Source organism: Actinomadura sp. 9N407, assembly GCF_044326315.1.
Lineage (GTDB): Bacteria > Actinomycetota > Actinomycetes > Streptosporangiales > Streptosporangiaceae > Spirillospora.
The window spans coordinates 1-13,846 of the sequence record NZ_JBIRAW010000004.1 but is presented as its reverse complement, the minus strand read 5'-3'; the positions used below and the strand labels follow the sequence as shown (position 1 = coordinate 13,846).

10 protein-coding genes are annotated in these 13,846 nt (G+C 70.0%); all 10 read left to right on the top strand.

The window, feature by feature from the left end:
- The first annotated feature begins 69 nt into the window (after positions 1 to 69).
- The 10 genes from xylA to ACH34Q_RS07675 all read left to right on the top strand — a co-directional run bounded on the left by xylA (position 70) and on the right by ACH34Q_RS07675 (position 13,811).
- Positions 70 to 1,233 carry a xylose isomerase gene (xylA, locus tag ACH34Q_RS07720; RefSeq protein WP_395982083.1) on the top strand — a complete coding sequence of 388 codons (1,164 nt, stop codon included), beginning with the start codon at positions 70 to 72 and terminating at the stop codon, positions 1,231 to 1,233.
- Between the two features lie 162 nt (positions 1,234 to 1,395).
- On the top strand, positions 1,396 to 1,626 hold the full coding sequence (locus ACH34Q_RS07715) for a hypothetical protein (protein WP_395982082.1): 231 nt from the start codon (positions 1,396 to 1,398) through the stop codon (positions 1,624 to 1,626).
- A gap of 18 nt (positions 1,627 to 1,644) precedes the next feature.
- On the top strand, positions 1,645 to 2,682 hold the full coding sequence (locus ACH34Q_RS07710; RefSeq protein WP_395982081.1) for an extracellular solute-binding protein: 1,038 nt from the start codon (positions 1,645 to 1,647) through the stop codon (positions 2,680 to 2,682).
- Positions 2,683 to 2,695: 13 nt separating this feature from the next.
- Complete coding sequence (locus tag ACH34Q_RS07705) at positions 2,696 to 3,613, top strand: carbohydrate ABC transporter permease (protein ID WP_395982080.1); 918 nt, start codon at positions 2,696 to 2,698, stop codon at positions 3,611 to 3,613.
- Entirely contained in the window at positions 3,610 to 4,524 is a 915-nt protein-coding gene (locus tag ACH34Q_RS07700) for a carbohydrate ABC transporter permease (RefSeq protein WP_395982079.1), read from the top strand. Before ACH34Q_RS07705 ends, ACH34Q_RS07700 begins: the two co-directional genes overlap by 4 nt.
- A 10-nt stretch (positions 4,525 to 4,534) precedes the next feature.
- Complete coding sequence (gene yicI / locus ACH34Q_RS07695) at positions 4,535 to 6,847, top strand: alpha-xylosidase (protein ID WP_395982078.1); 2,313 nt, start codon at positions 4,535 to 4,537, stop codon at positions 6,845 to 6,847.
- Positions 6,847 to 8,217: a GH1 family beta-glucosidase gene (locus ACH34Q_RS07690; protein WP_395982077.1), complete on the top strand. Its 1,371-nt coding sequence runs from the start codon at positions 6,847 to 6,849 to the stop codon at positions 8,215 to 8,217. Before yicI ends, ACH34Q_RS07690 begins: the two co-directional genes overlap by 1 nt.
- Positions 8,218 to 8,483: 266 nt before the next feature.
- Entirely contained in the window at positions 8,484 to 9,701 is a 1,218-nt protein-coding gene (locus tag ACH34Q_RS07685; RefSeq protein WP_395982076.1) for an MFS transporter, read from the top strand.
- Entirely contained in the window at positions 9,655 to 10,680 is a 1,026-nt protein-coding gene (locus ACH34Q_RS07680) for a LacI family DNA-binding transcriptional regulator (RefSeq protein WP_395982075.1), read from the top strand. Before ACH34Q_RS07685 ends, ACH34Q_RS07680 begins: the two co-directional genes overlap by 47 nt.
- A gap of 113 nt (positions 10,681 to 10,793) precedes the next feature.
- A complete protein-coding gene (locus ACH34Q_RS07675) occupies positions 10,794 to 13,811 on the top strand; it encodes a glycoside hydrolase family 3 C-terminal domain-containing protein (protein WP_395982074.1) in 3,018 nt (1,005 codons plus the stop codon).
- The last annotated feature ends 35 nt before the right edge of the window (positions 13,812 to 13,846 follow it).

Sequence of the window (13,846 nt, the reverse complement as noted above, 5' to 3'; positions counted from 1 at the left end):
AGGGCGAACACGCCACGAGTCAACGAAGAAGAGCCGTGGAGACGACAAGTTGGATGGATGGAGGACAGCGTGAGTGAAGATCGTTTCGCCCCTCAGGCGTCGGACCGGTTCTCGTTCGGTATCTGGACGGTGGGCTGGCAGGGCGTGGACGTGTTCGGGCCCGGTACGCGGCCGCCGATGGCCGCCGACCGGGCGGTGCGGAAGCTGGCCGAGCTCGGCGCGTACGGGGTCAACTTCCACGACAACGACGTGTTCGAGTTCGAGGCCACGGCCGCCGAGCGGGACGAGCGGCTCGGCGCGTTCCGCAAGGCCCTGGACGAGACGGGCCTGGTGGTGACGACCGCGACCACCAACCTGTTCTCGCACCCGATCTTCAAGGACGGCGCGTTCACCGCCAACGACCGGGACGTGCGGCGGTTCGCGCTGCGCAAGGTCATGGACAACATCGACCGGGCGGCCGAGCTCGGGGCGAAGACGTACGTGTGCTGGGGAGGCAGGGAGGGCTCCGAGTCGGGGGCGGCGAAGGACGTACGGGCCGCATTGGACCGTTACAAGGAGGGCTTCGACGTCCTCGCCTCCTACGTCGTGGAGCAGGGGTACGACCTGCGGTTCGCGATCGAGCCCAAGCCGAACGAGCCGCGCGGCGACATCCTGCTGCCGACCGTGGGGCACGCCCTGGCGTTCATCAATGAGCTGGAGCGTCCCGACCTGGTGGGCGTCAACCCCGAGGTCGGGCACGAGGAGATGGCGGGGCTCAACTACGCGCACGGCCTGGCACAGGCGCTGTGGCACGGCAAGCTGTTCCACATCGACCTGAACGGGCAGCACGGGCCCCGGTACGACCAGGACCTGCGGTTCGGGGCCGGCAACACGCGCGGGGCGTTCTGGGTCGTCGACCTCATCGAGCAGAGCGACTACGAGGGGCCGATCCACTTCGACTTCAAGCCGCCCCGTACCGAGGACGACGAGGGCGTGTGGGAGTCGGCGCGCGGCTGCATGCGCAACTGGCTGATCCTGCGCGAGCGGGTCCGGGCGTTCCGGGCCGACCCCGAGGTCCAGGAGGCGCTGCGCACGGCGCGAGTGGACGAGCTGGCCGTGCCGACGCTGGCCGAGGGCGAGGGCTGGCGCGCGGTACGGGACTTCACCCCGGACGTGGCGGAGCTGGCCGAGCGCGGGATGGCGTTCGAGCGGCTCGACCAGCTCGCCCTGGAGCACCTGTACGGCGCTCGCTGAGTGCAGTGGGCGGATGGATGGGAGCGCTCCCATCCATCCGCCCAGGTCAGCGGGGCCCACCGGATTCCATCGCCGCCGGCCTATTGTGTCGCGGCTCACCCGGGCTTACGATCCCGGAGAATCGAAGCGCTTCGATTCCCCACCCCCCGGAGGAGAAAGCCCATGATCAAGGCGCGCAGGGGCGCGGCGTTGCTGGCCGTGCTCGCCGCGGGTTCCCTGGTGCTGTCCGCGTGCGGCGGCGGCGACGGTGAGTCCGATCCCAACGAGCTCGTGCTGTGGCACTACGAGGCGCCCGAGAGCGCCATGGCCAAGGCCTGGAACCAGGCGATCAAGGAATTCGAGCAGACCCATCCCGGCGTCAAGGTGAAGTTCGAGGAGAAGGGCTTCGAGTAGATCCAGAAGACGGCGCCGATGGTGCTCAACTCCAAGGACGCCCCCGACGTCATGGAGTACAACAAGGGCAACGCCACCGCCGGTCTCCTCTCCCGGCAGGGGCTTCTGGACGACATGACATCCGAAGTGACCAAGCGCGGCTGGGACAAGATGCTCAGCCCCAACATCCAGGTCACCTCGAAGTACGACGACCGGGGCGTCATGGGCGGCGACAAGTGGTTCGGCGTCCCGAACTACGCCGAATACCTGCAGGTCTACTTCAACAAGGACCTGTTCGAGAAGCACGACGTGAAGGTGCCGGAGACGTTCGCCGACTTCACGGCCGCGATGGACGCGTTCGTGCGGAAGGGCGTCACCCCGCTGACCAACTCGGGCGCCGAGTACATGGCGCACCAGTTCGTCTACCAGCTGGCCCTCGACAAGGCCGACCGCCCGTGGGTGGAGGGCTTCCAGCGCTACACGACCAAGGCGAACCTGACCGACCCGGCCTGGACGCACGGCGCCACGACCTTCGCCGACTGGGTGAAGAAGGGCTACGTCGCCAAGAATTCGGTGGGCCTCAAGGCCGAGGACGCCGGGGTCGCGTTCATGAGCGGCAAGTTCCCGATGATGTTCTCGGGCAGCTGGTGGTTCGGGCGGGTGAACGAGACCGCGAAATTCGACTGGGACACCTTCGTCTGGCCCGAGGCCAAGATGACACCGGGATCCGGCGGCAACCTGTGGGTCGTTCCCAAGGGCTCCAAGAACAAGAAGCTCGCGTACGACTTCATCGACATCACGATGAAGAAGCACATCCAGAACACGCTGGGCAACGCGGGCGGCATTCCGGTGGCGGCCGACCCGGCCGCGATCACCGACCCCAAGGCCAAGAAGCTCATCCAGAACTTCAACACCCTGGCCCAGAACAACGCCCTGGCCTTCTATCCGGACTGGCCCGTGCCCGCCTTCTACGACAAGTGGGTATCGGAGACCCAGCGGCTCATGAACGGCAAGGGCACGCCCGCCGAGATCCTGGGCGAAGTGCAGAAGGCGTACGACGCCGGCCTGCCCAAGTGACCCGGCCCGCCACGTGACCACGAAGACTCGGAAAGCGGCGGACCGGGAACGGCTCGGGTACCTTCCCTACCTGATTCCCGGCCTGCTGCTGTTCACCGCCGTCATCGGCGTGCCCTTCCTGATGAACGTCGCCACCAGCTTCACCGAATGGGACGGCGTGGGCACGCCGGAGTGGACGGGACTGGCCAACTACACGCAACTGGCCGGAGACGCGGAGTTCTGGGCCTCGTTCCGGCACAACGCGCTGGTCATCGTGGCGATGGCGATCGCGCCGACGGTGCTCGGGCTGATCCTGGCCGCGCTGCTCACCGACCTGATCGACCGGCACTTCGGCTCCCGCGTGGCCAGCGTGCTGCGCGCCTGCGTCTACCTGCCGCAGGTGCTGCCGGTGGTCATCGCGGGCGTGGTGTGGAGCTGGCTGCTCAACCCCGAGAACGGCGCCGTCAACGCGGTGCTGGCCGCCGCCGGGCTCGACTCGCTCGCGTACGACTGGCTGGGCGACCCGGCGACCGCGCTGGCGAGCGTCCTCGTCGTGATGCTGTGGATCCAGATCGGGTTCCCGCTGGTGATCTTCATGTCCGGGCTGCAGCGGGTGGACCCGTCGCTGTACGAGGCGGCGGAGATCGACGGGGCGAGCTGGGCCCGCCGGTTCTGGCACGTGACCGTTCCGCAGATCCGCCCGGAGATCTTCGTGGTGCTGCTGTGGACGACGATCGCGGCGCTGAAGGTGTTCGCCCCGATCTACGTGCTGACCAAGGGCGGTCCCGGCGGGGCGACCAACGTGCCGGCGTACTACTCGTTCCAGAACTTCTTCGACAAGACCGATGTCGGCTACGGCTCGGCGATCACCACGGTGATGACGCTGATCATCGTCGCGCTGACCGTCGTCTTCCTGCGGATGCAGGGACGGCAGGCGGAGGGGGAGCGATGACCACGACCCTCACCGGAACCAAGGGCAAGGCCAAGGCCGGGCCCGGCCGCGCGGCCCGTCCCGGCGACCCGGGCGGGCGGCGACGGCGGCGGCGCGGGCCGGCGGCGTACGCGGTGCTGGTGGCGCTGTTCGCGCTCGCCGCGCTGATGCTGATCCCGTTCGCCGTCGTGGTGCTCAACGCGGTCAAGACACCGGCGGAGTACTCGGCCAACGGCCCGCTGGCGCTGCCCGAGGGCATCAGCTTCGAGGGCATCACCGCGTTCTGGGACCGGACGGGCTTCGGCCAGGTGCTGCTGAACAGCGCGTACATCAGCGGCTCGGTGGCGGTCCTGGCGGTGCTGCTGTCGGTGTTCAACGCCTACGCGCTCGGCATCGGCCGGATCAAGGGCCGGATGTGGGTGCTGGTCGTCCTGCTGCTGGCCAACACGCTGCCGCAGGAGGCGCTGGTCTACCCGCTGTACTACCTGTCCAAGCAGGTGGGCCTGTACGACACCCGGCTGAGCGTGATCATCGTGTTCACGGTGATCCAGAGCGCGTTCGGCACGTACCTGCTGTCGTCGGTGCTCGCGGCGTTCCCCCGGCCGCTGCTGGAGGCGGCCCGGATCGACGGCGCGAGCCGGTGGCAGGTGCTCCGGTACGTCGTGGTGCCGGTGATCCGGCCGACGATGGCGGTCCTGCTGGTGTTCTTCTTCGTCTGGACCTGGAACGAGTTCCTGATCCCGCTGGTGTTCCTGATCTCCAACGACAACCAGACGGTCTCGGTCGCGCTCGGCGTCCTGCAGGGGCAGCGGCTGATGGACGCGACCATGTCCAGCGCCGCGTCGCTGCTCGGGCTGCTGCCCACCGTGCTGTTCTTCCTGATCTTCCAGCGCACGCTGTCCCGCGGGCTCACCGCGGGCGCCATCAAGTAGTAGGGGTGAGATGAAGTTCAGTGACGGCTACTGGATGATGCGCGAGGGCGTGCACGCGGTGCATCCCGTCGAGGTCCTCGACTGCACGGGGTCCGGGCCGGGCCCGCTCGTCGTGCACGCGCCCGTCCAGCGGATCCGGCACCGGGGGGACCTGCTGAAGGGGCCACTGGTCACGGTGGAGTGCACGGCCCCGGTGGCGGACGTGATCGGCGTGACGATCACGCACTTCGCGGGGGAGGAGCCGCGCCGGCCGGAGTTCGAGCTGTCCCTGGACCCGCCGGCGGACGCGGCGGTACGGATCGACGGGGAGTCCGCGAGCCTGACCTCGGGCGCGCTGACCGTACGGTTCGGGCGCGGCGGCGAATGGGGCGTGGACTTCCTGGCCGGGGGACGCAGGCTGACCGGGACCAGGCCCAAGGCGACGGCGGTCATCGACACCGACGACGGCCGGCACTACGTCCGCGAGCAGCTCGACCTCGGCGTGGACCACTTCGTGTACGGGCTGGGGGAGCGGTTCGGGCCCCTGGTCAAGAACGGCCAGTCAGTCGACTCCTGGAACGCCGACGGCGGCACCGCCAGCGAGCAGGCGTACAAGAACGTCCCGTTCTACCTGACCAACGCCGGCTACGGGATCTTCGTCGACCATCCGGGTCGGGTCTCGTTCGAGGTGGCGTCGGAGGCGGTGGCCCGCGCGCAGTTCAGCGTCGAGGGCCAGTCGATGCGCTACTTCGTCATCTACGGGCCGACGCCCAAGGAGATCCTGCGCAAGTACACGGCGCTGACGGGACGGCCCGCGCGCGTACCGGACTGGTCGTACGGGCTGTGGCTGTCCACCTCGTTCACCACGTCCTATGACGAGGAGACCGTCAGCGGTTTCATCGACGGGATGGCGGAGCGGAACCTGCCGCTGAGCGTCTTCCATTTCGACTGCTTCTGGATGCGCGAGTTCCAGTGGTGCGACTTCGAATGGGACCCGCGCGTCTTCCCCGACCCGCCCGGCATGCTGCGCCGCCTCAAGGAACGCGGCCTGCGCATCTCCGTTTGGATCAACCCGTACATCGCGCAGCGCTCGCCGCTGTTCGCGGAGGCGAAAGCGCGCGGCTACCTGCTGAAACGCCCGAACGGCGACGTGTGGCAGTGGGACCTGTGGCAACCGGGCCTCGGCGTCGTCGACTTCACCAATCCCGAGGCGCGCGAATGGTACTCGGCGAAACTCGACGCGCTCCTGGAAATGGGCGTGGACTGCTTCAAGACCGACTTCGGCGAGCGCATCCCGACCGATGTCGCCTACTACGACGGCTCCGACCCCGAGCGCGCGCACAACTACTACACCTACCTCTATAACCAGACGGTGTTCGAGCTGCTGCGCAAGCGGCGCGGTGAGACCGAGGCGGTCGTGTTCGCCCGATCGGCCACGGTAGGAGGGCAGCAGTTCCCGGTGCACTGGGGCGGCGACTGCGAATCGACGTTCGAGGCCATGGGAGAGAGCCTGCGCGGTGGGCTCTCCCTGGGGATGTCGGGGTTCGGCTACTGGAGCCACGACATCGGCGGCTTCGAGGGGACGCCCGACGCGAGCCTGTTCAAGCGGTGGATCGCGTTCGGCCTGCTGTCCTCGCACAGCCGCCTGCACGGCAGCGACTCGTACCGGGTGCCCTGGCTCTTCGACGAGGAGTCGGTGGAGGTCCTGCGGCTGTTCACCCGCCTGAAGATGCGGCTGATGCCGTACATCGCGGGGGCCGCACGGCAGGCGTACGAGGAGGGCTTGCCGGTGATGCGCGCGATGGTCCTCAACTATCCGGACGACCCCGCGTGCACCCACCTGGAACGGCAGTACATGCTCGGCGACGACCTGCTCGTCGCTCCCGTCTTCTCCAGTGAGGGCGAGGTGTCGTACTACGTTCCCGAGGGCGTCTGGACGCGCTACCTCACGGGAGAGCGCGTGCACGGTGGGCGCTGGATACGCGAACGGCACGGATTCGACAGCGTCCCCCTACTCGTACGGCCCGGTGCCGTCATCGCGGAAGGCGCCGTAGAGGATCGGCCCGATTACGACCATGCGGACGGCGTGACCCTGCGCATGTACGAGTTGGACGATGGCGCCCACGTCACGACCGACGTCGCCACGGCCTCGTTCACCACCTCCCGTACCGGTGCCGTCATCCGTACGGTCGCCCAAGGCGCAGGCGCCTGGAAACTCCTTCTGGTGAACGCCGACCCTTCCACGGTCACCGCCGAGGGCGGCACGCTGAACGAGCATGACCAGGGCGTGCTGATCCACGCCACCGGCCCGGAAATCGTCGTCACCCTAGAGAGGGACCACTGATGCCCGAGGGCTTCCTATGGGGAGCGGCCACCGCCGCGTACCAGATCGAAGGGGCCGCCCAGGAGGACGGACGCGCGCCGTCCATCTGGGACACCTTCAGCCACACGCCCGGACGCACGCTGAACGGCGACACCGGAGATGTGGCGACCGACCACTACAACCGCTGGCGCGAGGACATCGCCGCGATGGTGGACATGGGGATCGACGCCTACCGCTTCTCCATCTCCTGGCCGCGCGTATGGTCGGCCGGCGCGTACAACAGCAAGGGCGTCGACTTCTACGCACGCCTGGTCGACACCCTTCTGGAGAACGGGATCGCCCCCGTCGCGACCCTCTACCACTGGGACCTGCCCCAGGAGCTGGAGGACGCGGGCGGCTGGCCTGCCCGCGACACCGTCTCCCTCTTCGCGGAGTACGCGGCCCACATGGGACGCGCCCTGGGTGACCGCGTGCACACCTGGACGACGCTGAACGAACCGTGGTGCTCGGCCTTCCTCGGATACGCCGCTGGTGTGCACGCACCCGGCCGTACCGACCCGGTCGACGCGCTCAAGGCCGCCCACCACCTCAACCTCGCCCACGGCATGGCCTCACGCGAGCTGCGCGTGGTGGCGGCGCCGTCCGCACAGCACTCGATCACACTCAACCTGCACCACCTGCGCGGCGAGGACGAGGCCGTACGGCGGGTGGACGCGATCTCCAACCGCGTCTTCCTCGATCCGCTGCTCGGCCGCGGCTACCCGGCCGACCTGCTGGAGGACACCGCGTCGCTCACCGACTGGTCGTTCGTCCGGGACGGCGACGAGGAGACCATCGCCGCGCCGCTGGACGTCCTGGGCGTCAACTACTACTCGCCGACCCTCGTCCGGACCTGGGACGGCGTCTCGCCCCGTACCCACGCCGACGGGCACAAGGAGGGCGCCGCCACGCCGTTCGTGGGCTGCGAGAACGTGGAGTTCGTCGCGCAGCCCGGCCCGTACACCGCGATGGGCTGGCCGGTGGACGCGACCGGCCTGGAGGAGATGCTGCTCGGCCTGCACGCCGAGCACCCGGACGTACCGCTGATGATCACCGAGAACGGCGCCGCGTACGACGACGCGGTGGAACCCGGCGGCCGGGTCCGCGACGAGCGGCGCGTCACCTACCTGCGCGACCACCTGGCGGCGATGCGGCGGGCGATCGAGGCCGGCGTGGACGTGCGCGGCTACTTCGCCTGGTCGCTGCTGGACAACTTCGAGTGGGCGTACGGCTACGAGCGGCGGTTCGGGCTGATCCACGTCGACTACGCCACCGGCGAGCGCCGCTGGAAGGACAGCGCCCACTGGTACAAGGAGATGGTCAGGGCCTCCAAGGAAGGCGTCCCGGCATGAGGCGAGCGGGCAGCAGACCATGAGTGAGCCGGAGGGGCGCGGCGGCGCCTGGACTGACGAGCGAGGGACGAGTGAGGAGGGAAGGCGTCGGCTTGAGGCGCCCCGGAGGCGAACGGGCAGCAGACCATGAGTGAGCCGGAGGGGCGCGGCGGCGCCTGGACTGACGAGCGAGGGACGAGTGAGGAGGGAAGGCGTCGACTTGAGGCGCCCCGGAGGCGAACGGGCAGCACAGCATGAGCTGGCGGGTCTCTCGGCGTGGGGGCGCGGTGGCGGCACTGGCCGTCGCGGCGTTCTGCTTCGGTACGACCGAGAGCCTGCCGATCGGCCTGCTGCCGTTCATCTCCGCGGATCTGGACAGTTCCGCCTCGGCCGTCGGGCTGCTGGTCACCGGCTACGGCGTCGTGGTGGCGCTCGTGTCCGTACCGATCACCAAGCTGACCGTACGGGTCCCGCGCCGGCCGCTGCTGACCGGCGTGATGGCCGTCTTCGTGCTGATGACGCTGGCCGCCGTCCTGGCGCCCGGCTACGGGACGCTGATGGCGGCGCGCGTGGTCACCGCGCTCGCGCAGGCGCTGTTCTGGCCGGTCGCGGTGGTCGCGGCGGCCGGGCTGATGCCGCCCGAGAAGCGCGGGCGGGCCGCGTCGTACGTGTTCGCGGGCGGCTCGCTGGCCATCGTGCTGGGTGTGCCCGCCGGGACGTGGCTGGGGGAGGCGGCGGGCTGGCGCGCCTCGTTCGCCGTGCTGGGCGTGGTCACCGCGCTGGCGCTGGTCGCCATCGCGGTGCTGCTGCCCGGAGGCCCGCCCGGCCAGGGGCATGCCGCGAAGGCGACCGCCCCGGACGCCCGCCGGTTCCGGACGCTCCTGGTCGTGATCGTGCTGGCGATCGGCGGCTCGTTCACCGCCTACACCTACATCGCCGAGTTCCTGACCGATGTCGGCGGGTTCCCGGAGACCGCGATCAGCCCGCTGCTGCTGGCCAACGGCGCCGCCGACATCGTCGGCCTGGCCATCGCGGCGGCGGTCGTCGACCGAGGCGCGCGCGGGCTGCTCGGCGGCGCCGCGGCGCTGCTGGCGGTCGCGCTGCTGGTCCTGTACGGGTTCGGCGCGACGGCCGCCGGAGCGGTCGCCGGGCTGGTCCTGATGGGCCTGGCGATGCCCGCGATCGCGACGTCGATGCAGGCCAGGGTCCTGGAGACCGCGCCGGGCAACACCGACATCGCCTCGGCGTGGGCGTCCGCCGCGTTCAACGTCGGGATCGCCGGCGGCGCGCTGACCGGCGGGCTGCTGCTGCCGCTGTACGGGGTCCGCTCCACCGCGCTCGCGGGGGCCCTGGCCGCCGGCGCGGCGGCGGCACTGGTCGCCGCCGAGCACGTCCGGGCGGACCGGCGGGGCGCGCCGGTACGGAAGCCGGAACGCGCTTATCATCGCGGAATTCGACATGCGGCACAAAAGGAAATGGGAACCTCTGGTGGTCAAGATCACTGATGTGGCGCGGCATGCCGGGGTCTCGCCGAGCACGGTCTCGTACGTGCTCAGCGGCAAGCGCTCGATCTCGTTCGAGACCCGGGAGCGGGTGCTGGCCAGCATCGCCGTGCTCGGCTACCGGCCGCACGCGGGCGCCCGCGCGCTGGCCAGCAGCCGCTCGAACGTGCTCGCGCTGATGCTCCCGCTGCGCACCGGCATCCATGTGCCCGTCGTGATGCAGATCGCCGTCGCCGCGGTGACCGCCGCCCGCCGGTACGACCACGACGTGCTGCTCCTCACCCAGGAGGAGGGCGTGGACGGGCTGCGCCGGGTCGCCGACAGCGCGCTGGTCGACGCGCTGATCGTGATGGACGTCCAGATGCGCGACCCCCGGCTGCCGCTGCTGCGCGAGCTGGGCCGGCCCAGCGTGCTGATCGGCTTCCCGGCCGACGCGGACGACCTCACCTGCATCGACCTGGACTTCACGGCCGCCGGCGCCGCGTGCGCCGACCACCTGGCCGGGCTCGGGCACCGCTCGGTGGCGCTGATCGGCTCCCCGCCCGAGGTGTACGAGCGGCAGACCGGCTACGCCCAGCGGGTCGCCGACGGCTTCCGTACGGCGGTACGGCGGCACGGCATGACCGGCGAGGTCTACCCGTGCGAGTCCAGTGCCGACGCCGCCCGCGCCCTGGTCGCGCGGCTGCTGGCCGAGCGGCCCGAGCTCACCGGCGTGCTGGTGCACAACGAGCCGATCATGGAGCCGGTGATCCGCGCCTTCCGTACCGCCGGGCGGAGCGTGCCCGGCGACCTGTCGGTCGTCGCGATCTGCCCGGACGAGATGGCCGAGCACACCGACCCGCCGCTGTCGTCGGTCGCGATCCCGGCCGAGGAGGTGGGCCGCCGCTCGGTCGAGCTGCTGATGTCCAAGCTCGGCGGGGAGGACGTGCCCGCCGCCACCCTGCTGCCGCCCCGGCTGACGCCGCGCGGCAGCGACCGCTGACCGGTACGGCCAGAGCACGCGGCAGGACGCGGCGTGAAAGGAGGGAGAACGGCGCGGCGGGTAATCGAAGCGCTTCGATAGCTCGGGGGATGGGTTCGCAAAGGAGAGTCACGGTGCCGAAGCAACAACGACGTCCGTACGGCCGGTCCACCCGGCCGCTGATCCCCCTGCTCGCGGCGGCGATGATCGCCACCTCGCTCGGCACGGCCGCCCCGGCCCTCGCCCGCGAGACCTACCCGTTCCAGAACCCCGGCCTGTCCGAGCGGGACCGCGTCGAGGACCTGCTCGAGCGGCTCACGCTGGACGAGAAGATCTCGCTGCTGCACCAGTACCAGCCCGCGATCCCGAGGCTGGGCATCAAGCGCTTCAAGACCGGGACCGAGGCCCTGCACGGGCTCGCCTGGTCCACCGACGTCAACTCCACCCCGAACCCGGGCGCCGTCCGTACCGCCACCGCGACCGTGTTCCCGCAGTCGGTGGGGCTGGGCGCCACCTGGAACCCCGACCTGCTGAAGAAGGTCGGCTCGGCCGTCGGGGACGAGGCGCGCGGCTACAACAAGGAGGACTCCGACGTCTGGAGCCTCCAGCTCTGGGCACCCGTGGTGAACCTGCTGCGCGACCCGCGCTGGGGCCGCAACGAGGAGGGCTACTCCGAGGACGCCCTGCTCAGCGGCCTGCTCGGCACCGCGTACGGCCACGGCATGCAGGGCGACGATCCCCGCCACCTCAAGGCCGCGCCCGTTCTGAAACACTACCTGGCCAACAACAACGAGGTCCGGCGTACCGAGACCAACTCCAGCCTGCGGCCCCGGGTGAAGAAGGAGTACGACGAGGTCCCGTTCAAGATGCCGATCTCCGCCGACGCGGCCACCGGCATCATGACCGCGTACAACCTCATCAACGGCCGTCCCGCCACCGCGCACGCGGACGCCGACGACGTGGTGCGGGCCTGGACGGACAAGACCCTGTTCAACGTCACCGACGCCGGCGGGCCCAACAACCTGATCGGCTCGCAGAAGTACTACGCCGGACTGCCCGAGGCCAACGCCGCCACCCTCAAGGCGGGTGTGGACAGTTTCACGGTCGACGACACCAAGTCCGAGATCACCGTCAACGCGGTCAAGGAGGCCCTGGGCAAGGGGCTGCTGGCCGAGTCCGACGTGGACACCGCCGTACGGCACATCCTGAGCGTGCGGGTCCGGCTGGGCGAGTTCGACCCGGGCGGCGGCCCGTACGGGAAGATCACCAAGGACGTGGTGGACAGCCCCGCGCACCGGCGGCTGGCCCGGCAGGCCGCGACCGAGCAGATGGTGCTGCTCAAGAACCAGGCCAGGACGCTGCCGCTCGACGCCTCGAAGGACAGCAAGGTCGCGGTCGTCGGCCCGCTGTCGGACACCCTCTACACCGACTGGTACTCCGGCGCGCTGCCGTACCGCGTCACCCCGCTGGACGGCATCAAGAAGCGGCTCGGCACCGGCGGTACGGTCGCCGGCACCGAGGGCGTCGACCGGATCGCCCTGAAGGACCCCAAGACCGGCAAGTACATCACCGGCGGCGCCGACGCCGACGGCGACATCCTCAAGCTCTCCTCGTCCACGGCTGCGGCGACCGCGCAGTTCGACGTGTTCGACTGGGGCCAGGGCGTCATGACGCTGCGGAACGCGGCCAACGGCAAGACCGTCGGCCGCTACACCAAGCCCGACGGCGGCTGGACGGACACGTTCGCCAACGACCAGGCGCAGCCGGCCGGGTGGTTCGTCCAGCAGATGTTCACGCTGGAGAAGAGCGGCGACGGTCACCTTCTCCGGTACGCCGGATACGAGAAGGACTCCGACTGGGCCGAGCCCGCCAAGTCCTACGTGAAGACCGGCGAGGACGGCACGCTGGTGCTCGGTACCAAGGAGGAGGCCACCACCTTCTCCCGCGAGATCGTGCGCAGCGGCGTGGACGAGGCGGTCAAGGCGGCGACGGGCGCGGACGCGGCGGTCGTGGTGGTCGGCAGCATGCCGTTCATCAACGGCCGCGAGGACCACGACCGCACCACGATGGCCCTGGCCGAGGGCCAGTCCGAGCTGATCAGGGCGGTGCGCAAGGCCAACCCCAACACGGTCGTCGTGGTCGAGAACAGCTACCCGACCACGCTGAACTGGGAGAAGGAGAACGTCCCGGCGATCCTGTGGTCCAGCCACGCCGGAGCGGAGACCGGTAACGCGCTCGCCTCGGTGCTGTTCGGCGACGCGAGCCCGTCCGGGCGCCTGCCGCAGACCTGGTACGGCTCGGATCAGGACCTGCCCGACATCCTCGACTACGACATCATCAAGTCGGACCGGACGTACCTCTACTACAAGGGCACCCCGCTCTACCCGTTCGGTCACGGCCTCTCGTACGGGACGTTCCGCTACGGCAAGCCCAGCGTGCAGACGCGCGCGGGCAAGGTGACCGTGACCGTACCCGTCACCAACACCGGCAGGATGGCGGCGGACGAGGTCGTCCAGCTCTACACGCACCAGAAGTCGTCGCGGGTGAAGCAGCCCGTCAAGCAGCTGCGCGCGTTCGACAAGGTACGCGTCGCGCCCGGCCGCACGACCACGGTCAAGCTCGACTTCCGCGTCTCCGACCTCGCCCACTGGGACGTCACCCGCGGCAAGTGGACCGTCGAGAAGTCCAAGCACGACATCATGGTCGGCGCTTCGTCGGGTGACATCCGGCAGCGCTCCTCGCTCAAGGTCCGGGGCGAGACCGTACCGGCGCGCGACCTCACCAGGCCCACCCGGGCGGCCGACTTCGACGACCACCAGGGCGCCGAGATCGTCGACGAGTCCAAGGCCCGGGGCGACGCCGTCGGTGCCGGGGCGGGCGACTGGATCGCGTTCGCCGGAGCCGACCTCGGCTCGGGCGTCCGCGGTATCAAGCTGCGGGCGAGCAAGGAGAGCGCGGGCGACACCACCGTCCAGGTCCGGCTCGGCGGCCCGGACGGACGGCTCGTCGGCACCGTGAACGTCCCGTCCACCGGCGACCGCTACGCCTACCGGGACCTGACCGCCGCGATCGGCAGGACGGCCGGCCGCCAGGACGTCTACCTGGTGGCACGCGGCGACGTACGCCTGAGCACCTTCTCCCTCACCCGCTAGCCCCGGGGTCGACTCGTGGCGTGTTCGCCTTTCTC

Excerpts from the sequence above, each read along its gene's own strand:
- ACH34Q_RS07715 (WP_395982082.1), top strand. The coding sequence starts at position 1,396 with ATGATCAAGGCGCGCAGGGGCGCGGCGTTGCTGGCCGTGCTCGCCGCG.
- ACH34Q_RS07710 (WP_395982081.1), top strand. The coding sequence starts at position 1,645 with ATGGTGCTCAACTCCAAGGACGCCCCCGACGTCATGGAGTACAACAAG.
- ACH34Q_RS07700 (WP_395982079.1), top strand. The coding sequence starts at position 3,610 with ATGACCACGACCCTCACCGGAACCAAGGGCAAGGCCAAGGCCGGGCCC.
- yicI (WP_395982078.1), top strand. The coding sequence starts at position 4,535 with ATGAAGTTCAGTGACGGCTACTGGATGATGCGCGAGGGCGTGCACGCG.
- ACH34Q_RS07690 (WP_395982077.1), top strand. The coding sequence starts at position 6,847 with ATGCCCGAGGGCTTCCTATGGGGAGCGGCCACCGCCGCGTACCAGATC.
- ACH34Q_RS07680 (WP_395982075.1), top strand. The coding sequence starts at position 9,655 with ATGCGGCACAAAAGGAAATGGGAACCTCTGGTGGTCAAGATCACTGAT.